This window comes from Salinibacterium sp. TMP30 (assembly GCF_038397785.1).
Taxonomy (GTDB): Bacteria; Actinomycetota; Actinomycetes; order Actinomycetales; family Microbacteriaceae; genus Rhodoglobus.
In genome coordinates this window covers 1-24,202 of record NZ_CP151642.1, presented here as the reverse complement: position 1 = coordinate 24,202, position 24,202 = coordinate 1, and the positions used below count along the sequence as shown (strand labels likewise).

Annotated in this window: 21 protein-coding genes and 2 tRNA genes; 8 read left to right on the top strand and 15 right to left on the bottom strand. The window is 57.0% G+C overall.

Annotated elements, in window-relative coordinates:
- The first annotated feature begins 4 nt into the window (after positions 1-4).
- From AADH44_RS00115 to pknB, 5 genes are all read left to right on the top strand, one after another.
- Entirely contained in the window at positions 5-1,249 is a 1,245-nt protein-coding gene (locus AADH44_RS00115) for a PP2C family serine/threonine-protein phosphatase (protein WP_341953329.1), read from the top strand.
- Positions 1,233-2,678 carry an FtsW/RodA/SpoVE family cell cycle protein gene (locus AADH44_RS00110; RefSeq protein WP_341953328.1) on the top strand — a complete coding sequence of 482 codons (1,446 nt, stop codon included), beginning with the start codon at positions 1,233-1,235 and terminating at the stop codon, positions 2,676-2,678. The genes AADH44_RS00115 and AADH44_RS00110 overlap by 17 nt, the downstream gene beginning before the upstream one ends.
- Positions 2,675-4,129 (top strand): penicillin-binding transpeptidase domain-containing protein, encoded by a 1,455-nt coding sequence (locus AADH44_RS00105; protein WP_341953327.1) that lies wholly within the window; start codon positions 2,675-2,677, stop codon positions 4,127-4,129. Before AADH44_RS00110 ends, AADH44_RS00105 begins: the two co-directional genes overlap by 4 nt.
- Positions 4,126-5,793 carry a protein kinase gene (locus AADH44_RS00100; RefSeq protein WP_341953326.1) on the top strand — a complete coding sequence of 556 codons (1,668 nt, stop codon included), beginning with the start codon at positions 4,126-4,128 and terminating at the stop codon, positions 5,791-5,793. The genes AADH44_RS00105 and AADH44_RS00100 overlap by 4 nt, the downstream gene beginning before the upstream one ends.
- Before the next feature lie 69 nt (positions 5,794-5,862).
- Positions 5,863-7,590: a Stk1 family PASTA domain-containing Ser/Thr kinase gene (gene pknB / locus AADH44_RS00095; protein WP_341953325.1), complete on the top strand. Its 1,728-nt coding sequence runs from the start codon at positions 5,863-5,865 to the stop codon at positions 7,588-7,590.
- On the opposite strand, the gene AADH44_RS00090 is transcribed toward pknB, so the two are convergent.
- From AADH44_RS00090 to AADH44_RS00080, 3 genes are read right to left on the bottom strand one after another with little or no spacing between them, the layout of a single operon-like run.
- Positions 7,587-8,222 carry a gamma-glutamyl-gamma-aminobutyrate hydrolase family protein gene (locus AADH44_RS00090; RefSeq protein ID WP_341953324.1) on the bottom strand — a complete coding sequence of 212 codons (636 nt, stop codon included), beginning with the start codon at positions 8,220-8,222 and terminating at the stop codon, positions 7,587-7,589. The two genes, pknB and AADH44_RS00090, sit on opposite strands and share 4 nt — an antisense overlap.
- Positions 8,219-8,377, bottom strand: coding sequence for a hypothetical protein (locus AADH44_RS00085; RefSeq protein WP_341953323.1), 159 nt, complete (start codon positions 8,375-8,377; stop codon positions 8,219-8,221). Before AADH44_RS00085 ends, AADH44_RS00090 begins: the two co-directional genes overlap by 4 nt.
- On the bottom strand, positions 8,377-9,150 hold the full coding sequence (locus tag AADH44_RS00080; RefSeq protein ID WP_341953322.1) for a class E sortase: 774 nt from the start codon (positions 9,148-9,150) through the stop codon (positions 8,377-8,379). The genes AADH44_RS00085 and AADH44_RS00080 overlap by 1 nt, the downstream gene beginning before the upstream one ends.
- Before the next feature lie 81 nt (positions 9,151-9,231).
- On the opposite strand from AADH44_RS00080, the gene AADH44_RS00075 reads away from it, so the two are divergent.
- Positions 9,232-9,462 carry a cell division protein CrgA gene (locus AADH44_RS00075; RefSeq protein WP_100387768.1) on the top strand — a complete coding sequence of 77 codons (231 nt, stop codon included), beginning with the start codon at positions 9,232-9,234 and terminating at the stop codon, positions 9,460-9,462.
- Positions 9,463-9,521: 59 nt separating this feature from the next.
- Here AADH44_RS00075 and AADH44_RS00070 read toward each other — a convergent pair whose 3' ends face one another.
- Together AADH44_RS00070 and AADH44_RS00065 are read right to left on the bottom strand one after the other, a co-directional pair.
- Positions 9,522-10,166 carry a rhomboid family intramembrane serine protease gene (locus AADH44_RS00070; RefSeq protein WP_341953321.1) on the bottom strand — a complete coding sequence of 215 codons (645 nt, stop codon included), beginning with the start codon at positions 10,164-10,166 and terminating at the stop codon, positions 9,522-9,524.
- A 194-nt stretch (positions 10,167-10,360) separates the two neighbouring features.
- Entirely contained in the window at positions 10,361-10,900 is a 540-nt protein-coding gene (locus AADH44_RS00065; RefSeq protein ID WP_341953320.1) for a peptidylprolyl isomerase, read from the bottom strand.
- 133 nt (positions 10,901-11,033) lie between these two features.
- Here AADH44_RS00065 and AADH44_RS00060 point away from each other — a divergent pair, with 133 nt between their 5' ends.
- Positions 11,034-11,579, top strand: a complete 546-nt coding sequence (locus AADH44_RS00060) for a hypothetical protein (RefSeq protein ID WP_341953319.1) — start codon at positions 11,034-11,036, stop codon at positions 11,577-11,579.
- Positions 11,580-11,855: 276 nt separating this feature from the next.
- Entirely contained in the window at positions 11,856-13,025 is a 1,170-nt protein-coding gene (locus tag AADH44_RS00055) for an ice-binding family protein (protein ID WP_341953318.1), read from the top strand.
- Between the two features lie 83 nt (positions 13,026-13,108).
- On the opposite strand, the gene AADH44_RS00050 is transcribed toward AADH44_RS00055, so the two are convergent.
- The 10 genes from AADH44_RS00050 to dnaA form a co-directional block, all read right to left on the bottom strand.
- Positions 13,109-13,181, bottom strand: a tRNA-Ala gene (locus AADH44_RS00050).
- A gap of 29 nt (positions 13,182-13,210) precedes the next feature.
- Positions 13,211-13,284 (bottom strand) — tRNA-Ile (locus tag AADH44_RS00045).
- A 48-nt stretch (positions 13,285-13,332) separates the two neighbouring features.
- Positions 13,333-13,740: a DUF3566 domain-containing protein gene (locus AADH44_RS00040; RefSeq protein ID WP_341953316.1), complete on the bottom strand. Its 408-nt coding sequence runs from the start codon at positions 13,738-13,740 to the stop codon at positions 13,333-13,335.
- Positions 13,733-16,309 carry a DNA gyrase subunit A gene (gene gyrA / locus AADH44_RS00035; protein ID WP_341953314.1) on the bottom strand — a complete coding sequence of 859 codons (2,577 nt, stop codon included), beginning with the start codon at positions 16,307-16,309 and terminating at the stop codon, positions 13,733-13,735. The genes AADH44_RS00040 and gyrA overlap by 8 nt, the downstream gene beginning before the upstream one ends.
- Positions 16,310-16,368: 59 nt before the next feature.
- Entirely contained in the window at positions 16,369-18,363 is a 1,995-nt protein-coding gene (gyrB, locus tag AADH44_RS00030; protein WP_341953312.1) for a DNA topoisomerase (ATP-hydrolyzing) subunit B, read from the bottom strand.
- Between the two features lie 165 nt (positions 18,364-18,528).
- The gene (locus AADH44_RS00025; RefSeq protein WP_341953310.1) at positions 18,529-19,029 is read right to left on the bottom strand and encodes a DciA family protein; all 501 of its coding nucleotides are present in this window, start codon (positions 19,027-19,029) and stop codon (positions 18,529-18,531) included.
- Positions 19,022-20,185: a DNA replication/repair protein RecF gene (recF, locus tag AADH44_RS00020; protein ID WP_341953308.1), complete on the bottom strand. Its 1,164-nt coding sequence runs from the start codon at positions 20,183-20,185 to the stop codon at positions 19,022-19,024. The genes AADH44_RS00025 and recF overlap by 8 nt, the downstream gene beginning before the upstream one ends.
- Positions 20,186-20,197: 12 nt before the next feature.
- Complete coding sequence (gnd, locus tag AADH44_RS00015; RefSeq protein ID WP_341953307.1) at positions 20,198-21,094, bottom strand: phosphogluconate dehydrogenase (NAD(+)-dependent, decarboxylating); 897 nt, start codon at positions 21,092-21,094, stop codon at positions 20,198-20,200.
- 3 nt (positions 21,095-21,097) lie between these two features.
- Entirely contained in the window at positions 21,098-22,243 is a 1,146-nt protein-coding gene (gene dnaN, locus AADH44_RS00010) for a DNA polymerase III subunit beta (RefSeq protein WP_341953305.1), read from the bottom strand.
- A gap of 326 nt (positions 22,244-22,569) precedes the next feature.
- Positions 22,570-23,985 (bottom strand): chromosomal replication initiator protein DnaA, encoded by a 1,416-nt coding sequence (gene dnaA / locus AADH44_RS00005; protein ID WP_341953303.1) that lies wholly within the window; start codon positions 23,983-23,985, stop codon positions 22,570-22,572.
- Between the last annotated feature and the right edge of the window lie 217 nt (positions 23,986-24,202).

The window sequence follows — 24,202 nt, the reverse complement described above, 5'->3', positions numbered from 1 at the left end:
CTGGATGGCCAATTCGGGCAACAGTGCTGCCGCATCCCATGTGGGGAGGGTCCGCGCAAACAATCAGGACTCTGCTTACGCCGGCAGTCACCTTTTTGTTGTCGCGGATGGCATGGGTGGGCACGCTGGTGGCGATGTTGCTTCGGCGATCACCATTAAGCACGTTGTCGAGGCTGACCGAGTTTTCACGAATGCTGAAGAAGCGGCAGAGGTTTTGCATGACACTCTGATCGCAGCCAACCACATCCTGTCTGACACGGTTATTGAGCACAATGAGCTCACCGGAATGGGCACAACGGTCAGTGGCATGGTGCGTGTTGGCAACAAGATGGCGATGGCGCACATTGGTGACTCGCGCATCTATTTGCTGCGCGATGGCACAATGACGCAGGTCACTCACGATCACACTTTCGTGCAGCGGCTGGTCGAGAGTGGCCGGATTACGCAAGAAGAGGCGGCCGTTCATCCACGTCGCTCAGTGTTGATGCGGGTGTTGGGTGATGTGGATGCGTCTCCCGAAATTGATACCGAAGTTCTTGATACCCAGCCGGGCGACCGTTGGTTGTTGTGTTCGGATGGGTTGAGCAGTTTTGTTACGGAAGACAAAATTGCGGCAACCTTGCGCCGTGTTACGGATGCGAAAGCGGCAACCGCGCGTCTCGTTCAGGCGAGCCTCGATCAGGGTGCCCCCGACAACGTCACCGTCGTTCTTGTCGATATCGGCGATGACGAAACATCTGCTCACACCCCAGCGATCATGGTGGGTTCTGCTGCTTCGCCGCTCTCGTTCGAACCCTCGATCCCGAAAAAGCCAGTTCGCCTCCCGAACCTGCTGCTGCACCCGCTGAAGGCAACGCAGCCTGATGACAGCCATTTTGAACCAGAATCTGACGAGTACTATCAGGCGATTATCCGCGAAGATCGTCGCCGTGTACGTGGTCGTCGCATCTCCTGGATCGCGTTCATCACCATTGCTGTTGCAGCGATTACTGGTGGACTAATCGGGGGCTACCAGTACACCCAAATGCAGTACTTCGTTGGCGCCGATGACGGTCAGGTTGCGATCTATCAGGGCGTGCAACAGAACATTGGTCCCATTTCGCTTTCGCACGTCTATCAAATCTCTGATGTCCGTGTGGTTGATTTGCCGCTCTACCGCCGCGCCAGTGTCGAAAACACGATTAACGCGCGCGACCTCGACGATGCCCGCCGCATAGTGAGATTGTTGTCTGATGCCCGAGTCCCCTAGCAGCGACGTTCGCGCCTCCGCTTCGGCCGGCCCGCGAGCGATTACTGAGAACATCCGCCTGAAGCTGCGGGTGCCTGCTCGGCTGCGCAATCTCGAGTTCCTCCTCATTATTGTGGCGGTGGGAATCAACCTCGGGTCGATCGCTCTCGTGCAGTTGGGGGCACTCGGTCACCTCGGCTTCACCGTTTTGGGTCTCTCCGGTCTGCTCGGTGTTCTCGTCTTCGCCATGCACATCACCCTGCGGGTGACTGCTCGGGATGCCGATCCACTGATTCTGCCGATCATCACCGTGCTCAATGGGCTCGGCATCGCCATGATTTACCGCCTTGACCTCGCCAATGAGCTCACGGGCTGGTCGAGCGGCGGAATTCGCCAAATCACGTGGACCGCGATTGCCATCGTCATCGCCATTGCCGTTTTGTTGATCATCAAGAATCATCGCGTACTGCAGCGTTACCGCTACATCGCGATGTTCAGCGGTATTGCCCTGCTGCTGTTGCCGCTCGCTCCCGGAATTGGCGCAACCCGGTTCGGCGCACGCCTGTGGGTCGAGATTGGGGCGTTCTCGTTCCAGCCTGGCGAACTCGCCAAGATCGCGTTAGCCGTCTTCTTCGCCGGTTACCTCGTGTCGGCGCGTGACTCGCTCTCCATGATCGGCCGCAAAGTACTCGGAATGACATTCCCGCGTGCCCGCGATTTGGGCCCCATCATCGTGGTCTTCGTTGCCTCCATGCTCGTGTTGATCTTCCAACGCGACATGGGAACAGCCCTGCTCTACTTCGGCCTCTTCCTCGTGATGATTTATGTCGCCACCGGCCGCTCCAGCTGGATCCTGCTCGGAATGGCCATGTTCCTAGGCGGCGCTTTCGTCGCCAGCCGCTTCCTCACCTATATTTCTGGCCGCATCGACGCGTGGCTCGACCCCTTCAACCCGGCCGTTTACGATGCAACAGGAGGCAGCTACCAGTTGGTGCAGGGTTTGTTTGGTCTTGCCGACGGCGGGCTCATCGGCACCGGTCTCGGACGCGGCAGCCCCCAGATCACTCCCCTCGCCGAGAGCGACTACATCATTTCGGCGTTGGGTGAAGAGTTGGGTCTTATCGGCATCTTCGCAATTCTCGCGCTGTACCTTCTGTTTGTGTCTCGTGGATTCCGCATCGGCTTTGCCGGGCAAGACGACTTCGGGCGCCTGCTCGGTGTCGGTCTTGCCTTCGTGATCGCATTGCAAGTGTTTGTGGTTATCGGTGGCGTCACTCGGGTGATTCCGTTGACCGGACTCACCACACCATTCCTTGCTGCCGGAGGTTCATCTCTGGTCGCTAACTGGATCATTGCTGCGCTGCTGTTGCGGCTTTCCGATACGGTGCGCCACCAACCTCAACTCGTTGTGGAACCGTCGCTCGAAAACCGATTGGTGGTGGGGCAATGAATCGCGAACTCAAACGCGTGAGCACCGTCGTCTTGCTTATGTTTGTGAGCTTATTCATCTCGAGCTCTGTCATTCAGGTCGTCACCGCTGACAGCCTGCAGGCGGATGGTCGCAATGTACGCACTCTTTACGCAAGCTACTCGGCCGAACGTGGCCCCATTCTCGTCAACGGCGAACCCATTGCTCTGTCACAGCCCGTCGATGACGAATTCAAGTTCTTGCGCGTCTACCCCCAGGGCGAACTGTACGCACCGATCACCGGATACCTCACGCTCAACCAGGGCAACACTGGTCTTGAAAGTTCACTTAACGACTACTTGAGTGGGTCATCCAACGATCAATTCTTCGACCAGGTGAACTCGATTCTTACCGGCCAGAACCCCACCGGTGCTGCCGTCGAACTCACCATCGACCCTGCTATTCAGCAGGCAGCGTGGGATGCTCTCGGCGACCTTAAGGGTGCGGTCATCGCGATAAAGCCCAAGACCGGTGAAATTCTCGCCATGGTGTCGAAGCCAACCTTCGACCCCAACGAGTTGGCTGTTCACAACACCGGGGCCGTGATCGATGCTTACGAGCGTCTCCTCAGCGACCCAGATGAGCCCTTCTTCAACCGCACACTGGCGGGCCCGTTGAACCCTCCTGGCTCAACCTTCAAACTTGTGGTCGCAGCGGCCGCACTCGAGAGTGGCAACTACTCCCCCGACAGCGCCTTCCCCAACCCCGCAGAGTTGCAGCTACCCGAAAGCACGTTCATCATTAGCAACTCCGACAGTGGCACGTGTGGCTCCGGGAGCACTGCGACGATCGCTACCGCAGTGCGACTCTCCTGCAACATCCCCATGGCAGAGCTGGGCGATGCGCTCGGGTCAAGCACGATTCGCGACCAGGCCAACAAGTTTGGCTTCAATGAAAGTGTTTCCGTGCCCCTAGAGTCCACAGAGAGTGTCTACCCGCGTGCACTTGACCGCCCACAGACAATGCTGTCGGCATTCGGACAATCCAGCGTTCGTGCATCCCCGCTGCAAATGGCAATGGTCTCAATGGCCATCGCCAACAGCGGCACCCTGATGCAACCCAATCTTGTTGAGAGCATCACAGCATCTGATCTCACAACTATTCAGTCCTTCGAGCCGACCCTGTTTGGTCAGGCAATCAGCCCGCAAACCGCGGCCGCACTCACCCAAATGATGGTGGATGGGGTCAACAGCGGTGCCGCGAGCAGTGCCAGAATAGACGGGGTTGAGGTCGCAGGTAAGACCGGTACAGCAGAAAACGGAGAAGGTCAGCCATACACGTTGTGGTTCACCGGATTCGCGCCGGCGAATGATCCAGAAGTTGTGGTTGCGGTAGTTGTCGAAGATGGTGGTGGGCTAGGACAGTCCGGCACCTCCAGTGGCATTTCCGCACCAATTGGGCGTCAAGTACTAGAGGCGGTGCTAAACAGATGAGACCGACCAGTGGACTCACGTTCGGGGGCAGATACCAGCTTTCCAGTCGGGTAGCGATTGGTGGCATGGGCGAGGTGTGGCAAGCAACAGACCTCGTAATCGGTCGAACGGTTGCGATCAAAATCCTCAAAGATGAGTACCTCGGTGATCCGGGGTTCTTGGAGCGCTTCCGTGCCGAAGCGCGCCATGCCGCGCTCGTCAACCACGAAGGCATCGCCAACGTTTTTGACTACGGCGAGGAAGAGGGCAGTGCTTACCTGGTTATGGAACTTGTTCCCGGTGAAGCGCTCAGCGCCATCATCGAACGCGAACGCGTGCTCGACCCCGACCGCGTGCTCGACATGGTGGCTCAGACTGCTGCCGCGCTTCAGGCTGCCCACGCCGCTGGCCTTGTGCACCGTGACATCAAACCCGGAAACCTGCTGATCACACCAGAAGGCCGCGTAAAGATCACCGACTTCGGTATCGCACGCATCGCCGACCAGGTGCCGCTCACGGCGACAGGTCAGGTCATGGGAACAGTGCAATACCTGTCTCCCGAGCAGGCCAGCGGGCACCCCGCATCGCCAACCACCGACATCTATTCGCTCGGCATTGTCGCCTACGAAGCTCTCGCCGGTCGACGCCCTTTCACGGGCGAATCGCAAGTCGCGATTGCGATGGCTCAGATCAACGAGACTCCACCCGAACTGCCCATGACGGTGCCCGAACCGGTGCGCAACCTTGTGTATGCCTGCCTGGCAAAGTCGCCCGGCGATCGTCCGGCATCCGCCTCACATCTCTCGCGCGCGGCACAGTCGTTGCGCCGGGGAGATGTTGCTGCAGCGGCAACCGCTGTTCCCGGAATTCTGGGAGACAACTCACACGCGGCCACCGTTGGGCTCAACTACGGTAACGCCACTCAGGCGACCCGCGTGCTCAACACCGCGGATGCTACCGGAGCCACCTCTACCCAGACTCTCGACGAGACCAAGAAACGCAACCCGTGGACGTGGCCCATCGTCGCGCTCATTTCGCTGCTTGCTGTTGTGCTGATCGGCGCGATCATCGCACTACTGCTCCCCACCGGTGATCAAACACCGGTAGCGACCTCGGGCACCCCGACGTCAAGTTCACCAACCCCATCATCGACGCCAACTCCCACGACAGTCGAGCTGACTGAAGCGGAACTCCTTGATCGCACGCAAGACGCGGTAGAGGCAATCCTCACGGAAAAGGGACTCGTGCTTGCCGCTGAGGTTGGCCGGGCCGCCGAGTCGTCTGAAAAGGTGGGGTTCTCCTACAGTGCGGCGCCCGTTGGCAACGTCAAGAAGGGCGAGACCATCACGGTGTACTTCTTCGACAAGGTTGCGGTAACTCCAACGCCAACGCAGCCCTCGGCCAACACTCTCGATCCCTTGGAACCGTACAACCCGGGTGACGTCATAACGGTCAAGTGGGCCAACTACGAGGGATGCCCCGCGGGTCATCCTCGTTCTGGATTCAACTTCCTCGTTCAAGGGGCAACAATCAATGACGGCAACGCAACCCGTGGACCCAACGAGACTCAGTTCCAGATCACCCTGCCCGGCAACTCCGGGGATGAGACAAAGATCTCGTACACCGCGCTGTGCACAGACCTTGAGTCTCCGCCGTCGTCAGAAGTGATTTTCAGTGTTCAGTGAGTCCCTGTCATAACAAGCACCGGATAGACTGAACCGGGAGTTTCCGCGACAACAAACAGGAGTGAACTAGTGAGCGAAGGCGTTGCACAGGGCGTGCGCCAGCTCGCTGGGCGATACCAAATTGGCGAGTTGCTCGGCCACGGCGGTATGGCCGATGTTCACCTGGGAATCGATTCACGGCTCGGGCGTCGGGTAGCAATCAAGCTCCTCAAGCCGTCGCTGGCTAACGACCCTGCCTTCCGCACCCGTTTTCGTCGCGAAGCTCACGATGCCGCAAAGATGGCGCACCCCACCATCGTGCGAATTTTCGATGCGGGAGAAGAGTCCGTCATCGACCCCTCGGGGCACGAGACGCTCATCCCGTTCATCATCATGGAATACGTTGACGGTCGGCTGCTGAAAGACATCGTTGCCGAAGGCCCGCTCGCGCCGCCCGAAGCAACACGCATCGTGGCCCAAGTGCTCACCGCCCTTGAGTATTCGCACCGCGCCGGCGTTGTGCACCGCGACATCAAGCCCGGCAACATCATGGTCACCACGGGTGGTCAGGTGAAGGTCATGGACTTCGGCATCGCGCGCGCCGTCTCTGACTCTGCGGCCACAATCGCCGAGTCGAGCGCCATCGTCGGCACTGCACAATACTTTTCGCCAGAGCAAGCACGCGGCGAAAGTGTGGATGCCCGCTCAGATCTTTACTCCACCGGCGTCGTTCTTTTCGAACTTCTCACCGGGCAACCGCCATTCACCGGAGAGAACCCGGTCGCGGTGGCGTACCAGCATGTCAACGCCGAGGCGATTCCGCCAAGCACCTCCACCGCTGCGGTTTCTCCCGCCCTCGATTCGGTTGTGTTGCGGTCACTCTCCAAGGATCGCTTCGACCGGTACCAGAGCGCAGCGGAGTTCCGCACCGATGTTGAAGCAGCAGCTGCTGGTGCCGTGCCGGAACGTAAGCAGCTCGCATCCACCGATTTCAACGCCACCCTGTTTGGCGTCAACCCGAACGCGACAGCGGGCAGCGATGCCACTTTCCGCCAGCTCGCCGTCGACCAAAACGACCGTACGCCGCGCACACAAAACCGTCCACCGGTTGCGTGGATTTGGGGCGGAATCGCTCTCATGGCTGTTGTCATTGTTGCCGTTGTGGTGTGGGCCTTCAGCCTCACGCCAGCACAACTCAGCGGTACAACATCGGTAGACGTGCCCGACGTTGCCACTATGACCTACGACGAGGGTGAAGCGCTACTCACTGAGCTTGATCTGGTACCCAAGCGCGTCAACCAAGCCAGTGAAACCGTCGAAGAGGGTGTCATCATCCGTACCGATCCTGGTCCCGGGCAAACGGTGCCGCCCGGGCTCGAAATTGAGGTTGTGGTCTCGATGGGTCGCACACCGGTTACTGTTCCCAACGTCGCCAACATGCAAGAAGCTGCTGCGATCAAACTGCTGGAATCTGCCGGACTCGTCTATGGCACGAGCTCACAAACCTATTCGCCTAACCTCTCGAAGGGCACAGTCATCAGCTCTGACCCGCGCGGGGATGCCGAACGCACCTCTGACGGCACAATCATCCGTGAGGGCGAGACCGTCAACCTGGTTGTCTCAAACGGTTTGGTTCAAATTCCGGATGTCACGGGCAAAGATATCGGTGAAGCTAACAGCACGCTCACCGCGCTTCAGCTGAGCGTCAGACTCACTGCAGACTTCAGTTGCAAGGGCAACGTTGTCAGCTACCAGTCACTCATCGGTGACCAACCGCAGAAGTCTGAGGTTACTCTCCAGTACTGCGCCGGCAGCTAATTATGAACTAGCGGCGTCAGCGTCTTAGCCAATGCGGGTGCATCGGGCATCCCTACGCGCGACAACCAGTTACCGAGCATCAGGTAGCCACCCTCGGTGAGCACAGACTCAGGATGAAATTGCACGCCGTACACCGGCTGGGTTTCGTGCTGCACCCCCATGATCACTCCGCCAGCAGTGCGAGCCGTCACCTGAAGCTCGTCGGGAACCGTGCCATCCACAATTGCTAGGGAGTGATAGCGGGTGGCCGTAAATGGCTGGGGCATGTCACGAAAGATGAGACTGTCGTCGTGCTCAATCTGTGAGGTCTTGCCGTGCATCAATTCGTCGGCGTGCGTGACAGTAGCGCCAAGCGCTTCGGCGATTGCCTGGTGGCCTAAGCAGACTCCGAACAGCGGTTGACCTGAGGCGAGTGCCGCGTGCACGATCGGGATGCTGACTCCGGCGTTGGCGGGGGTGCCGGGGCCTGGCGAGAGCAGCACGGCGTCGTAGTCGGCGATTGAGGTTGCCGCATCATCCGCACTGAATGCGTCATTGCGCACGACGTCGGTCGTGGCACCCAACTCGAGCAGGTACCCGTTGAGTGTGTAAACAAAGCTGTCGTAGTTATCGATGACGAGGATGCGGGTCACTGTTGCACCGTCGCATCCAGCGGCGTTACCAGGGGCAGCACCCAGGGGAATACCCACGCAAAGAGCGCCACAACGATTGCCGCGGCCAGTATCAGCACGATCAGAACGCGCACGAATGCGGGTCCTGGGAGTACACGCCAGAGGGAAGCGTACATTAGCCAGCTCCTTCAAGGTTTTGCACAACTGCAGCGATCTCGCTGGGGGCACCTTCGGAGCGCGGATACCAGGTATCGAAAACGGTGTAGGCGATGATGCGTTCGTCGGCAGTGTGAATAGGGTTGCAACTGGTGAGTGTCATGAGCCGATCGCTGGCAACTGCACCATCGAACTGCGGCACGGGGTTAAGAACACCGACACCGGATGCCGGAACGTACTCGAGCGATCGGAACACGTAGCGATACCAACCGGCTTCGGTCTCGACGTAAACGCTGTCACCGAGTTGAAGTTTATTGATGTCAAAGAAGGGATCTCCCCAGCCTGTGCGATGCGCGGCTACCGCAAAGTTGCCAACCTCGCCGGGCATCTGGGTTCCGGTGTAGTGACCAACGCCGCGCGTGTTGAGCACTTGTTCGAGGCTCACGCTTTCGGCGATCGGGCGGGTGTAGTCGGCACCGAACCTCGGAACGATGAGGGTGCCAAACACTGCGGCCTGGGCGGGCGCCGTTGCGACTATGGGCACGCCGGGATCGGCACGTTCCTCGGGGGCGAGCGTGACCGCTTCGCCCTTGTTCCACTCTTGGCTGAGCTCGAGGGCTTCGCCGCGCTGGGTGCTGCTCACAAAAATGTTATTGACCCAGGTCTGCCATACAAGAAAAAGCAGCACGATCACGCCCGCGGTGATGAAGAGTTCTCCGAGGATGCCGATGACGGAGACGGGCCGACGCGGCTGTGCGTGGCGACGAACTCGCTTACCGTCCTCCAGAACCATAAGCACGATTCTACGCGCAGACCTTGGCCGGTTTCCGCGAGGTAGTTCGCCACTCAGGTCGTTCGCGCTAGAATTTCTTTCATGGCCCGTAACTCTGCAGAAAAGTCTCCGTCGCGTCCCGCTGAGGACGCACCCAACGCGGTCTGGTTCAAGCCCGTCATGTTTGGCTTCATGTTGATCGGCCTCGCGTGGATCATCGTGTTCTATGTCAGCAATCAGCAACTTCCTGTCGCTTCGCTCGGCAGCTGGAACATTTTGGTCGGCTTCGGCATCCTTTTCATCGGATTCCTGATGACTACTCGGTGGCGCTAGAAACTACACACGTGTAGTTATACCCAGTGTTAATAAACCTGTGGATAACTTTTAGTCACTTATAGAACGAAGATCCGCACGAGAGTCAGGGCAATCAGTCCAGCGACGACGAGCGCGACGAAAGCGACCTCAGGAATCACCGATGCCTTGTTGCGCTGACGCAAGAACACGAACGCAAGAAGTGCCCCCGTCACGAGACCTCCAACGTGAGCTTGCCACGAAATGTTTAGCCCAGGAATGAAGCCCGCGACGAGGTTGATCACCACAATGATCAGCAAACCTCTGTTATTTATTCCCATGCGGCGCTGAATCACGAAGAATGCGGCGACGACTCCGAAGATGGCGCCAGATGCTCCGAGCACGACAGAGCCTGGTGCAATCAGCAGCACGGCAACCGATCCGCCCAGAGCGCTGACTAAATAGAGCGCGATGAATCGAGCGCGGCCCAAAGGGATCTCCAAAACTCGGCCGAAGATGAATAGTGTGAACATGTTAAAACCGACGTGGAAGATCGAACTCGGCGAGTGCAAGAACGCCGAAGTGATCATTCGCCACGGTTCTGATGCGGTCAGTGGCGGGTAGTAGACGAGAGCCTGTGTCACTCCGCTGCCCGGAATCAATTGAAGCAAAAATATCGCAACAGTCAATGCGATCAGCGTGTACGTGACTACCGGCTTGCCAGTGGATGCGCGGCTTGCCCGCACAAGAATCGGTTTGCGCTTAGGTCCGCTAGCGCGAGCCTCTCTAATGCATTCGGGGCAATGTACGCCCACAGCCGCCTGTGTTTGGCAGCTGGGGCATATGGTGCGCCCGCATCGCTGGCAAAGGGTAAAACTTTGCCGATCTGGATGCCGATAGCAGTAGTTGCCGCTGGCATCCGGCGATGAGCTCACGAAGGTTAGACCTCGTCGATCGTGACGCTCTCGATAACGACATCCTTCAGCGGCTTGTCGCCACCATCGGTATCAACGGCTTCAATTGCGTCGACAACCTTCTTGGACTCGTCGTCAGCTACCGCGCCGAAGATAGTGTGCTTGCCCTGCAGCCACGGGGTAGGAACGGTTGTGATGAAGAACTGCGAACCGTTGGTTCCCTTGCCTCCCCGAGTGCCGGCGTTTGCCATGGCGAGAATGTAGGGAGCCGAGAAATTGAGCTCGGGGTGAATCTCATCATCGAAGTTGTAGCCGGGGCCACCGATTCCCTTACCCAGCGGGTCGCCGGCCTGGAGCATGAACTGCTTAATGATGCGGTGGAAGATGACGCCATCGTAGAGAGGCGCGGTGGTCTTCTGGCCGGTGGCCGGATGAGTCCACTCGATCTCGCCCTTAGCGAGACCAACGAAGTTGGCAACAGTCTTCGGCGCGTGGTTGCCGAAAAGGTTGAGACGGATTTCTCCGAGGTTTGTCTTGATTGTGGCAACGGCGGTGTGTTGAGACATAAGGTCAATTCTTACATAGCCAACCTGTGCCTACTATCCGCACGATTCAGGGTGCTCACAGCCAAAGCAGTGTGCACTCGGAACCCGGCGTGGCAGTATGGAACAACTGTTCGACCATCTTTGGAGGTTTCCCGTGGCACTAACTCGCAAACGCCGGAAAGAACTCAAGCGATTAAAGGGTCAGGCTGAAGACCTGTGGAACGACCAGAGGGAGCTCCTCGAGCACGCTTCTGCGGTTGTTCGTGAGGCGAGCCATCAGGCCGCCAACTACGCTCGTGAAGAAGTGAGTCCTAAAATTCACGACACTATCGACTCTCGGGTAAAGCCCGTGCTGTCGTCATCAATCGCTGGCGCCCGCTCAGCGGCAGAAAACACCAAGAGCAAGATCAAGGGTGATGTTCTACCCGCGGTCACGTCAGCGCTCGGCACAGCGCTTGCTGCGCTTGAGGTCGCCAAGAACCAGCAGGTTCGGGATGCGTTCGCTCGCGTATCGGGCCTTGCTGTGACCGCCGGTGAAAAAACCGGGCTCGTGAAGGCTCAGCCCAAGTCGGCCGGCTTCGGCCGCTACATCCTGATCGGCATTGGTGTCGTCGCTGCTGTCGGTGTCGCCTATGCCGCATGGCAGACTCTGCGTGCCGACGACGACCTGTGGATCGACGACGAAGCTGAGACTGCTTAGTCTTCACTGCTCTGCTTAGTCTTCACTGCTCTGGCGGTAAAGCCCGCCATTGTCGGCTAACGCCCACCGCGTAGCCCAAACCTCTTAACGAGTTCAGGCCCGGTTCACTACGAACCGGGCCTGAACTTTTTTTCACACACGCACGACCCACTAGTGGGAACGACCTTGATTCGTTGTGGCGGAATCGATCCAGGTGTAAGCTTCCCTCACCCGGAGCCACGCACAGTAACATTTTTCTTTAGGCCTGCTTACCCTTCACGTTCGTTGGAGGATCCCGTGAATAAAAATCACTTCTGTTTCAGGCGCAGTGTGTTTGCAACAACAGCTCTAGTCGCAGCACTCGGTGTGGCCCTTGTATCTGCGACACCCGCACTAGCCAGAACAACAATCGATGGTCCAATCGATCTCGGTGCATCGGCCTCGTTCGGTGTTCTTGGTGCAAGCGCCCTGACCAACACTGGTCCGTCGGTAATCAACGGCGATATTGGCGTCAGTCCCGGCACGTCAATTACCGGCTTCACTGGTCTACCCGACGGCACATTCACGGGCACCGAACACGCGACCGATGCGGTCGCTGCCCAAGCACAGAGCGACCTGACGTCCGCCTACAACGTGGCGGCTAGTTTGACGCCGACCACATCCGGTCTCGCCGAACTCAGCGGTCTGTCACTGACCCCGGGCGTCTACGCTGGCGGTGAACTCTCTCTTTCCGGAAACCTCACCTTGGCCGGCAGCGCATCATCCGTCTGGGTGTTTCAAGCGGAGAGCACCTTGATCACGAGCTCTGCCAGCACCATCACCCTCACCGGGGGAGCCAGTGCGTGCAACGTCTTCTGGCAAATCGGCAGCTCAGCCACACTTGCAGACAACTCCCTCATGGTCGGCACCGTCATGGCGAATCAATCCATTACTGCCGTCACCGGCGCGACAATTGAGGGCCGACTTCTGGCGAATACCGGCGCAGTGACTCTCGACACAAACCAGGTCACCGTGCCAACTGGCTGCAGCACTACCTTCGGCACAATCTCCACAAGCCCCGAAATCACTTCAGGCGCTCCCGCTTCCGCGACAGTCGGCACTCCCTACACGCACGCGGTTACTGCAACCGGCACGCCCTCTCCCACATTTGCGCTGACAACCGGTTCGCTTCCCCCGGGTCTCGTACTCGACACGGCAAGCGGAGTGATCTCCGGCACACCTACGACAATCGGGTCATTCGCGTTCAGCGTGACCGCTGGCAACGGGACCACCCCAGATGTGACCGCTACTTACACGCTCGCAGTAGCGGCGGTATCCGCGGCCGGGGCGGACACGCTGCCCGCAACCGGCAGCGACGTTGTTGGGTCGCTGCTTGTGGCTCTGATTCTGGCCCTTGCTGGCGGCATCGCTGTGATCGGCACACGGATCCATCCGACGGCGTCACGCTCCGGGCGTCACACCGGATAGCGAAACGTCGGGCCACTTCTGCAAAAGAGCCCGACCGATGGCCGGGCTCTTTTTGTGAACTATGCATCCATTCACCACTGCTGTGGAGCCTAGGGGAATCGAACCCCTGACCTCCTGCTTGCAAAGCAGGCGCTCTACCAATTGAGCTAAGGCCCCAATTACGGAATCTCTTTCGAATATTCCAGTGGGGGTACGTGGACTTGAACCACGGACCTCTTCGTTATCAGCGAAGCGCTCTAACCGCCTGAGCTATACCCCCGTTGGGCAGATACGAGAGTACCGTATCTTGTCCGTTTGACGTAATCGACTAGTTGTTAGTGAAACCCACGAGGATTCCGCCAGTTAGTCGAACGCTGAAGTTATAAAGCATACTCGCAATCGCACCCAGTGCCGTACCAATCAAGGTGTTCAGAATGGCCACCACGAATGCGAATCCCGCTACCTGTGTAAGCGAGAAACTGCTGGCGACACTGAAGTTTTCGTCGCTCAGAATGTCACGGAAAATGCGGTCGAGATCGCCGAAGATTCCTGTGGAGTTCAGCACGATCCACACCAACATTGATGCGACCACGAGAACGATTCCCAGCGATGCTGCCACCAGGAACGAGAACTTAACAGCCGACCAGAAGTCGATGTAGACCAGCTTGAGTCGAACCTGTTTTACCGATGTCTGTCGCTGCGACTTGCGCTGCAGCTTCTCCGCGACACTACTCATCTACCGACTCGTCCTTCCCCTCGGGGGCATTTTCACTCGGAACGCTTTCGTCCTGAGCTTCACGTTCTTTGTTGTCTAGATTTCGTTCGCTGTTTCGTGCGATTGCAATAATCTTGTCGTCAGCGGCGAATCGAGCGAATACAACGCCCATAGTGTCACGGCCCTTGGCCGGAACCTCAGCGACAGAAGAGCGTACCACCTTGCCGCTGGCAAGAACCACAAGAACTTCGTCTTCGTCGCCCACCATCAAAGCACCCGCCAAATCGCCCCGTGCACCGTCTAGTTTGGCAACCTTGATACCCAAACCGCCTCGACCCTGAACCCGGTACTGGTCCGCAGATGTGCGCTTCGCGAAGCCACCCTCAGTGACCACGAAAACGTAACCGCTGTCGGGTACGACGCTCGCACTGAGGAGGCTGTCATCCTCGCGGAAACTCATCCCCATCACACCTGAGGTGGATCGACCCATCGGGCGTAGTGCTTCATCGGATGCCGTGAAGCGAATAGACATTCCCTTGCGAGAAACTAACAGGACATCGTCGGTGCTCTCCACGAGCATTGCCGAAACGAGTTCGTCGCCCTCGCGCAGGTTTACAGCGATGATTCCGCCACTGCGGTTGGTGTCGTACTCCACAAGAGCCGTCTTCTTGACGAGTCCCCTGTGAGTTGCGAGCACGAGGTAGGTCGATGTTTGGTAGTCACGGATGTCGAGAATCTGTGCGATCTCTTCGCCCGGCTGCAGCGCCAAGAAGTTAGCAACGTGCTGACCCTTGGCGTCACGACCGCCCTCTTGTAGTTCGTATGCCTTCGCCCGGTAGACGCGACCGGTGTTGGTGAAGAACAACAACCAGTGGTGGGTGGTCGTAACGAACAAGTGGTCGACAATGTCATCAGCTCGAAGCTGAGCACCCTTGACACCTTTGCCGCCGCGGTGCTGGCTGCGGTAGTTATCGCTGCGAGTGCGCTTGACATAACCGCCGCGAGTAACCGTAACGACCATCTCCTCTTCAGGGATGAGGTCTTCCATGCTCATATCGCCGTCGAAACCCAGCATGATTTCGGTGCGGCGGTCGTCGCCGTACTTGGCGAGCAGCTCGGTGAGTTCTTCACTGACGATGTCGCGCTGGCGCTGTTCGCTCGCGATGATTGCCGTGAACTCGACAATCTCGAGTTCAATCTGGTCGTGCTCGTCAGTGATCTTTTGACGCTCAAGTGCCGCAAGTCGACGCAGCTGCATGTCAAGAATGGCGCGTGCCTGAATTTCGTCGATCTCGAGCAACGCGATGAGTCCCTCACGGGCATCCTCCACGGTTGCCGACCGACGAATAAGGGCGATAACTTCATCGAGGGCGTCTAGCGCCTTGAGGTAACCGCGCAAAATGTGGGCACGTTCTTCAGCCTTGCGCAGACGGAACGTGGTGCGGCGAACAATCACCTCAATCTGGTGAGTTGCCCAGGCAGTGATGAACCCGTCGATCGACAGTGTGCGCGGAATACCGTCAACGATCGCGAGCATGTTCGCGCCGAAGTTCTCCTGCAGTTGCGTGTGCTTGTAGAGGTTGTTGAGAACAACCTTGGCCACGGCATCGCGCTTGAGCACGATAACTAGGCGTTGACCGGTGCGACCTGAAGTCTCATCCCGGATGTCGGCGATGCCAGCGAGCTTGCCATCCTTGACCAGATCAGCAATCTTCAGTGCCAGATTGTCGGGGTTCACTTGGTAGGGCAGCTCGGTGACGACGAGGCACGTGCGCCCCTGCAGTTCTTCGACGTTCACCACGGCACGCATCGTGACCGAGCCTCGGCCCGTGCGGTACGCATCCTGAATTCCTTTGAGGCCAAGAATCTGTGCGCCGGTCGGGAAGTCGGGGCCCTTAATGCGCTGAATTAGTGCCTCAATGAGTTCCTCTTTCGAGGCGTCGGGGTGTGCCAGGTGCCAGAGTGCGCCCTCGCCGACCTCACGGAGGTTGTGCGGCGGGATGTTGGTGGCCATACCGACTGCGATCCCCACGGAACCATTGACGAGCAGGTTCGGGAAACGGCTGGGGAGAACGGTCGGCTCTTGCGTGCGACCGTCATAGTTGTCTTGGAAGTCGACCGTGTCTTCTTCAATGTCCCGAACCATCTCCATGGCCAACGGAGCCATTTTGGTTTCGGTGTAACGGTGGGCGGCAGCGCCATCGTTACCGGGAGAGCCAAAGTTTCCCTGGCCAAGAGCCAGCGGGTAACGAAGACTCCACGGCTGAACCAACCGCACAAGAGCGTCATACACAGACGAGTCGCCGTGCGGGTGGAACTGGCCCATGACGTCACCAATGACACGGGTGCACTTAGAGAAACCCTTATCTGGGCGGTAGCCGCCGTCATACATCGCATAAATCACGCGGCGGTGTACAGGCTTCAAACCATCGCGCACCTCAGGAAGCGCACGGCCCACGATGACGCTCATCGCATAGTCGAGGTAGGAGCGCTGCATCTCCAGTTGGAGATCAACCTGATTGATCTTGTCGTGACGCGTATCGATCGGTGCGTCTTCGAAGGTCTTCTTCGGAGTTTCTTCGTCAGCCATTGAGTTTCAGTTCCAGTCTGTGTCAGTCGCGAATGCGGGCGCCGAGAGCTCTGCTCGAGCTAGATGTCTAAGAAGCGGACGTCTTTGGCGTTGCGCTGGATGAAGTTACGGCGAGACTCAACGTCTTCGCCCATAAGGGTCGAGAAGATTTCGTCGGCGGCGGCCGCGTCATCCAAAGTGACCTGAAGAAGCGTGCGGGTGGCTGGGTCCATCGTGGTTTCCCACAGTTCCTTGTAGTCCATCTCGCCAAGACCTTTGTAACGCTGGATGCCGTTGTCCTTCGGCATGCGCTTGCCTGCCGAGAGGCCCATCTCTGTGAGAGCATCGCGCTCAGCATCGCTGTACACGTATTCGTGTTGGGCGTTGCTCCACTTGAGGCGGTATAGCGGCGGCTGAGCAAGGTAGACGTAACCCAAGTCGATGAGCGGGCGCATGTAGCGGAACAACAGGGTCAACAGCAGCGTCGTAATGTGCTGGCCGTCGACATCCGCATCGGCCATCAAAACGATCTTGTGGTAGCGAGCTTTTTCTGGGTCGAAGTCTTCGCCGACTCCCGCACCGAAGGCGGTGATCATGGCTTGAACTTCGGCATTACCGAGCGCGCGATCGAGTCGTGCCTTCTCGACGTTAAGGATCTTGCCTCGCAGCGGGAGGATTGCCTGGAATTCGGGGTTGCGACCTTGAACGGCCGAACCGCCCGCCGAGTCACCCTCAACCATGAAGATCTCCGAAAGTGACGGGTCTTTGCTCGAGCAGTCGCGGAGCTTTCCTGGCATTCCGCTCGACTCAAGGAGTCCTTTACGACGAGTTTGCTCACGCGCCTTGCGAGCCGCGAGTCGTGCTTGGGATGCCTGAATCGCCTTGCGAATAACATCGCGTGCCTGCGTGGGGTTGCGATCGAACCAGTCACCAAGCTGCTGGCCAGCAACGCGCTGAACGAAAGCTTTCGCCTCCGTGTTACCGAGCTTGGTCTTAGTCTGGCCCTCGAACTGAGGTTCACCAAGCTTGATAGAGATGACCGCGGTCAGCCCCTCACGCACGTCATCGCCGGAGAGGTTCTCATCCTTCTCCTTGATGATGTTCTTCTCACGGGCGTACCGGTTAACCAGAGTGGTGAGTGCGGCACGGAAACCCTCTTCGTGGGTTCCCCCCTCATGCGTATTGATCGTATTCGCGTACGTGTGGACGCTCTCGGTGTAGCCCGCGGTCCATTGCATCGCAACTTCGAGCGAAATGCGCTTCTCTTTATCTTCCGACTCGAACGCTATGACGTCAGGATGGATGAGCTCATTCTTTTTAGTCTTGTTTAGATACTCGACGTAATCGACAAGGCCACGCTCATACATGTAGCTTTCGATAACTTCTTCTTCACCACGCTCGTCAGTGATGGTGATACGCAATCCCTTGTTCAGGAACGCCATCTGCTGGAAGCGCGCGCGCAGAGTTTCGAAATCAAACTCGACGGTCTCAAAAGTCTCTTTGCTTGGCCAGAAAGTTTGCTGCGTTCCGGTCTCGTCCGTGCTTTCACCCTGGGCAAGAGGACTCGTGGGAATACCGTTGGCGAAACTCATCCGCCAGACGTAACCCTGACGGCGAACCTCGGTGTCGATCTCCGCCGACAGTGCGTTCACTACCGAAATACCCACACCGTGCAATCCACCGGATACGGCATAACCGCCGCCACCGAATTTTCCGCCAGCGTGCAGCATGGTCATCACGACCTCAACAGTGGACTTCTGCTCCTGCTGGTTGAGATCAACAGGAATGCCTCGACCGTTGTCGCGCACGCGAATCGAACCATCTTTGCGAATCCACACATTGATGGTGTCGCAATAGCCGGCCAAAGCCTCATCAACGGAGTTGTCAACAACTTCATAAACCAGGTGGTGCAAACCGCGGGGACCCGTGGAACCGATGTACATTCCGGGGCGCTTGCGAACCGCTTCGAGACCTTCAAGGATCTGGATTTGATCGGCACCATAGCTATCAGCGGCAACATGACCGGTTGAAATTATCGAATTCTCGGGCACGTCGTTTTCGGGCGTCGATGTCATCTGAAGTTAGGCTCCTGCCGCTAGTTCACACTCGCCATTCAGAGCTGGTGCTCCAGAAGGAGGTGCGTCTGACGGCTCCCGGTATTCTACCAAATTCCTAGCGTCGCCGAAGGTCATATTGCGTTCTCCGGGAGTTTCTTCGGTGGCGTGACCTAATTTGCCTTGTTACCCGTAAGTATCGCGCGGGCCCCGGCCTGGAATTGATCTGGGGCCTCTTTTCCATGAAGGGGCGTTCGGGCCCTCAAAGCGCACCGAGTCAACACCTGCTTCTGGGTATTGCTGTTCGATCGTGGTCGAAATGCGCGAACGCATCAGTCTCAGTTGTGTCGCCCAGGCCGTCGAGTCGCACCGAACAGTGAGCACACCCTCCTCGATTCCGACCGGCTCAGAATGCTCCGCCGTCTCAGCTCCCACAATTTGTGGCCAGCCCAACAACAACTCGGAACGGGCAAGAGGAGAATTCCACCCCATGCTGTTGGTCAGACTATCCATCACATCACCCAGTCCGTGAGGATCGCGACCGGGAGCAAAAGGAACGCTCGTTCCCGGTTGCTTACGATCACGCTTTCGGGCCATGTACGACCGCTTCGTTGGATCACCAAAAACTTCACGGAATCTCAGATAGACGGCAACGTGCTCATCGACAGCAGGATCGCGATCATTCATCGGTGACCACCCCACCGTCGCGAATCTGCACTACGTTCGCCGCGAGCTTCTCAGGAACATCACCGAACACTGCAGCGGTGATCAAAACCTGTTCGAAGCCTGCGATCGACTCGGCAAGTCGTTGTCGACGGGACCCATCCAACTCAGCGAACACATCATCCAAAATCAACACCGGGTCGCCCGCCGAAGATTCACGCCGAAGGATCTCCGCCGATGCCAGCTTGAGCGCCAGCGCGAACGACCATGATTCACCATGACTGGCATAGCCGCGTGCAGGCAAACCGTTGAGTCCAAAAATGAGATCGTCGCGGTGCGGGCCGACGAGAGTAATCGCGCGATCCCGTTCCGTCTTGCGCACGGACTCGAGTGCAGCAGTGAACGCCGTGGTCGCGTCTGTGACAGAAATTACTTCGCCGATCGCGTTCGTGGCAACCGGATTATCGGAATCATCATGGCGCGAAATGATGCTGAGAGAATTTGCCAACGACGCACCATGATCCGCACCAACAATCCGCTCATATGCACTGGACACTTCGGGGCTGAGATCCGCAACGAGCGCACTGCGGGCACTGATAATCTCCGCACCAAATGCCACGAGCCGCTCATCCCACACATCGAGGGTGCTGAGTTGAGCGTCACGCACACCAGACGCACGCGCAGATTTCAACAGCATGTTGCGCTGTTTCACGACACGTTCATAGTCAGAAATTACTCCACTGAATCGCGGTGAGCGAAGCACAAGAAGATCATCAATAAATCTGCGTCGACCCGATGGTTCTCCACGAACTAACGCGAGATCCTCGGGAGCGAATAACACGCTGGAGAAGTACCGCGGAAGCTCTCGAGTACGAATTGCAGATCTATTAATCTGTGCCCGGTTTGCTCCCGCGCGGTTGATTTGAACCTCGGCCAAAAACTTTCGTTCATTATGTTCAAGTCGCACACGAATGATTGCGGCATCGGTGTTTTGACGAACCATGGCATGGTCGACCGAAACACGGTGCGAGCCAAGTGTGCTGAGAAAGCCCAGCGCCTCCACGAGATTTGTCTTGCCCTGCCCATTGGAGCCAACGATCAGGGTCGGGCCAGAACCGATTTCTAGCGAGAGCGACTCGTAATTTCGAAAATCTTTGAGCTCAACATGAGTAACAAGCATCGCTATGGGGGCTTAACTCTTGCGGACGCTATGCCCGCCGAACTGGTTACGGAGAGCAGCGACCGCCTTCATTGAGGGCGAATCTTCTTGGCGCGAAACAAAACGAGCGAAGATAGCAGCGCTAATTGTCGGAACAGCGACCGCCTGGTTCAAGGCTTCGTGCACAGTCCAGCGGCCCTCCCCTGAATCTTCGACATAACCGGCGATGTCGGCAAAATCTGGATCTTCTTCAAGAGCCTTAACGAGCAACTCAAGCAACCACGAACGTACAACCGTTCCGCGCTGCCACGCCTTAAACGACCCAGGAACGTCTTTTACGAGGTCCTTGCGACTATCGAGAAGTTCAAACCCCTCGGCCCACGCTTGCATAAGGGCATATTCAATGCCGTTGTGCACCATCTTCACGTAATGACCAGCACCGACCGGGCCAGCATGAACGAAGCCTTCGTCGCGTGGTCCTTCCGGGCGAAGTGCATCGAAGATTGGCAGTGCCCTGTGAATATCGGATGCTTCTCCGCCGGCCATAAGGCCATAACCGTTTTCGAGTCCCCAGATACCACCAGATACGCCGACATCGACAAAGCCAATGTTGCGGACGGCGAGTTGTTGACGATGAATTTCATCATCGGTGAACCGAGTGTTTCCGCCATCGATGACAAGGTCGCCAGGTTCTAACAACGCTCCCACCTCTGTAATTACAGAATCAGTTACTGCACCGGAGGGAACCATTACCCAGACGATGCGAGGCGTGGGAAGAGCATCTACAAGATCAGAGAGTTGTGCGACATCGCTAATTGCTGGATTCGGGTCGTAACCGGTGACCGTCAATCCCTTGGCTCTCATGCGCTCGCGCATGTTTCCGCCCATTTTACCGAGACCAATGAGTCCTACATGGGTGATGTCAGCCATAAGTTACCTCAACAGCAGATTGGGCTGCAGCAAATACTTGTAATTGTCACTGCCTGGTTGATCTTTGGACGACTGGCTCGTGATAAGCACCGGACCAGGCTTGTTAGGGTTATCGGTCTTCGTAAATGAGATGCGCACGAACTCGGAGTGAACCGAACTGAGCCCATCAATCAGGAACTGCGGCTTGAGTGAAACTACGGTGTCGTCGCCGGTCAAAAACGCGTCGATTGTTTCGGATGCTTGGGCCTGCTCCGACCCGATGGCCTCAAGGGTCACGCCTTCGGTCGTGAAAGTGAAGCGAAGAGCAGCTTCGCGCTCAAGCACAAGCGAGACCCGTCGCACCGCTTCGATAAGCTCCGCAGTGTTCATCACGGCAAAGTTATCCACAGTGTCGGGAAATAGTCGTCGCACGGGCGGGAAGTTCCCCTTGATGAGCAAGGAAGTCACAGTTTTCTTGTCGGCCTGGAACGCAATCAGCTCGCGCTCATCCGAACTGGTAATAGCGACTGAGATTTCGCCACTGTTTCCAAAAGTCTTTCCCACCTCAACAAGAGTCTTGGCGGGGACAAGTGCTGTGGCAGATTCAACACCGGAGGCTCCGGCATCCCATTCGATGTCACGCACAGCGACCCGGTAACGGTCGGTCGCAACAAGTGAAATATTGTTTTGGGAAACTTCAAGCTGCACTCCGGTGATGACGGGAGTGACGTCGTCTCTCGAAGCGGCGACCGCAACTTGAGCAATTGCAGCGGAAAAAAGATCAGCTTTGAGGGTTCCCATACGATCAGAGATTTGAGGAAGCGTCGGATACTCTTCCACTGGCATGCTCGACAACGTGAAGTGACCGGTCCCACAAGCGACGGTGATTTTGTTGTCTTCAGTGCTGAAACGCACGGGGGCATTAGGAAGTCGGCTCGCAATCTCGGCAAGAAGTCTGCCCGAAACTAACACTCGACCAGGCTCATCAACTTCTGCCGTGATCTGTGTTCGGGCGGAAACTTCGTAGTCAAACGACGACAGGGTGAGACCTTCGTCAGTCGCCTCGATCAATACGCCACTGAGGATGGGCAGCGTTGTGCGTTGTGGCAGCAGTTTGACTGCAAACGAAACCGCCTCGCTGAAGACATCACGATTAACCTGAAACTTCATGAACCACCCCTAACCGGATCAAGCTCTGGCCGTTAATACTGGCACAGCCCATCCGCTTGCGAACCACAGGTTATTAGGGATTCAAATTTCATTCATTAAAGGTCACACTCTTAACCGTTGTGGATTGTGTGAATAACTAGTGGGATTTCTTGTAACTACGGGAAACTACATCCATGTGACTTGTTGACGACACGGGGTGAATTGTTCACTTGGTCGCGAAAACTCACCTGACAAGAATCTGCAATTCCACAGAACGAGTGCGATGATCAACAATCTTTCCGGCGAGTTGGAGGAGTTATCCCCAAGTTATCCCCAAGGAGGGATAGCTAACTTTTACCGAATCGGTGGTTCTGCTTGATACGACTCGTGAGCTCAGTGACCTGGTTATAGATCGAGCGACGCTCTTTCATGAGCTCGGTGATCTTTTTGTTCGCGTACATGACAGTTGTGTGGTCGCGATTACCAAAGAGCTGGCCGATCTTGGGAAGTGAGAGGTTGGTCATCTCGCGACAGAGATACATCGCAATCTGACGTGCCGTTGCTACTGCTTGTGAGCGGGAAGAACCGTAGAGGTCATCGACTGTCAGCTTGAAGTAGTCAGCAGTGTGATTAATGATGTCGACCGGCGCGATCACGTTGTCTTCATCCAACGTGATCAGATCTTTCAACACCGTCTGAACCAGAGCCATGTCGACTTCAGTGCGATTGAGACTGGCGAACGCGGTGACTCGAATGAGGGTTCCTTCGAGTTCACGAATGTTCGACGACACTTTCGATGCCATGAACTCGAGAATGTCGTTGCCGACTTGCATTTTCTCGCTTTGAGCCTTCTTGCGCAAAATTGCGATACGTGTTTCAAGATCAGGCGCCTGGACGTCGGTTATCAGGCCCCACTCGAAGCGTGAACGCATCCGGTCTTCAAATCCGGTGAGATGTTTTGGGGGAAGGTCGCTCGTGATGACCACTTGTTTGTTGTGATCGTGGAGAGTGTTGAAGGTGTGGAAGAACGCTTCTTGAGTTGAATCCTTACCCTGCAAGAATTGGATGTCGTCGATCAGCAGAATGTCGATCTCTCGATAGCGAGATTGGAAGACCGAAGCACGGTTATTGGCAATCGAGTTGATGAAGTCGTTGGTAAATTCTTCGGAGCTCACGTAGCGAACTCGAATTCCTGGATACAGGCTCTCGGCGTAGTGTCCGATGGCGTGAAGAAGGTGAGTTTTACCGAGACCCGAACCGCCATAGATGAAGAGTGGATTGTATGCCTTGGCCGGTGCCTCGGCTACAGCTACGGCTGCAGCGTGAGCAAATCTGTTTGAACCGCCGATAACGAAGTTGTCGAAACTGTACTTGGGGTTGAGTCGGGAATCACTGCGCCGAGGTACTGACTGTTCGATCGACGTTGGTGGTGTTGGCTCGATGTACGGCTGTTCAGTACGCGGAATTTCTTGAGTAAGGGAGTCTTGTCGTATATCGGGGTTGACGACAGTGGCGAAGTTGTTGATGCCGTGCTCGCTACTGAGCGCAGCGACAGCGTCGAGGAGTGGTTGTCGAAGTCGCTGTTCGAGCATGCCTCGAGTGAGTTCATTGGGAACCTCGAGATAGAGGGTGCCGGCCATGACACCTTTCGGTTCAACCAGGCTCACGAAACCTTGTAGTTGCGGAGTGATGCGCTCATCTCCATTGAGCTGCGCGAGAACCATGTGCCACAGTTCATTAGTCGGGTCGGGTGTTTCCGACATTCTTACCCCATCCATTGATGCTATTTACTCACAGGCTTATCCACTGTTGAGAACAGCTATTTTCGCTGATTTACTGGCGTTGTGAAGCCTTTGTACACTGACTCACACCTTAGTTGTCCACAGCATGTCGTTACCAATAGCGAGGTATTCTGTGTGGATAATGCGCCGTTGTGCAAAGTGTGGTTTGACCGCACCCGTTTAACGCCGTAGTTTTAAT

Coding starts and splice junctions, on each gene's coding strand:
- AADH44_RS00115 (WP_341953329.1), top strand. CDS start 5: ATGGCCAATTCGGGCAACAGTGCTGCCGCATCCCATGTGGGGAGGGTC.
- AADH44_RS00110 (WP_341953328.1), top strand. CDS start 1,233: ATGCCCGAGTCCCCTAGCAGCGACGTTCGCGCCTCCGCTTCGGCCGGC.
- AADH44_RS00105 (WP_341953327.1), top strand. CDS start 2,675: ATGAATCGCGAACTCAAACGCGTGAGCACCGTCGTCTTGCTTATGTTT.
- AADH44_RS00100 (WP_341953326.1), top strand. CDS start 4,126: ATGAGACCGACCAGTGGACTCACGTTCGGGGGCAGATACCAGCTTTCC.
- AADH44_RS00085 (WP_341953323.1), bottom strand. CDS start 8,377: ATGTACGCTTCCCTCTGGCGTGTACTCCCAGGACCCGCATTCGTGCGC.
- AADH44_RS00080 (WP_341953322.1), bottom strand. CDS start 9,150: ATGGTTCTGGAGGACGGTAAGCGAGTTCGTCGCCACGCACAGCCGCGT.
- AADH44_RS00075 (WP_100387768.1), top strand. CDS start 9,232: ATGGCCCGTAACTCTGCAGAAAAGTCTCCGTCGCGTCCCGCTGAGGAC.
- AADH44_RS00065 (WP_341953320.1), bottom strand. CDS start 10,900: ATGTCTCAACACACCGCCGTTGCCACAATCAAGACAAACCTCGGAGAA.
- AADH44_RS00040 (WP_341953316.1), bottom strand. CDS start 13,740: ATGAGTAGTGTCGCGGAGAAGCTGCAGCGCAAGTCGCAGCGACAGACA.
- gyrA (WP_341953314.1), bottom strand. CDS start 16,309: ATGGCTGACGAAGAAACTCCGAAGAAGACCTTCGAAGACGCACCGATC.
- gyrB (WP_341953312.1), bottom strand. CDS start 18,363: ATGACATCGACGCCCGAAAACGACGTGCCCGAGAATTCGATAATTTCA.
- AADH44_RS00025 (WP_341953310.1), bottom strand. CDS start 19,029: ATGAATGATCGCGATCCTGCTGTCGATGAGCACGTTGCCGTCTATCTG.
- recF (WP_341953308.1), bottom strand. CDS start 20,185: ATGCTTGTTACTCATGTTGAGCTCAAAGATTTTCGAAATTACGAGTCG.
- gnd (WP_341953307.1), bottom strand. CDS start 21,094: ATGGCTGACATCACCCATGTAGGACTCATTGGTCTCGGTAAAATGGGC.
- dnaN (WP_341953305.1), bottom strand. CDS start 22,243: ATGAAGTTTCAGGTTAATCGTGATGTCTTCAGCGAGGCGGTTTCGTTT.
- dnaA (WP_341953303.1), bottom strand. CDS start 23,985: ATGTCGGAAACACCCGACCCGACTAATGAACTGTGGCACATGGTTCTC.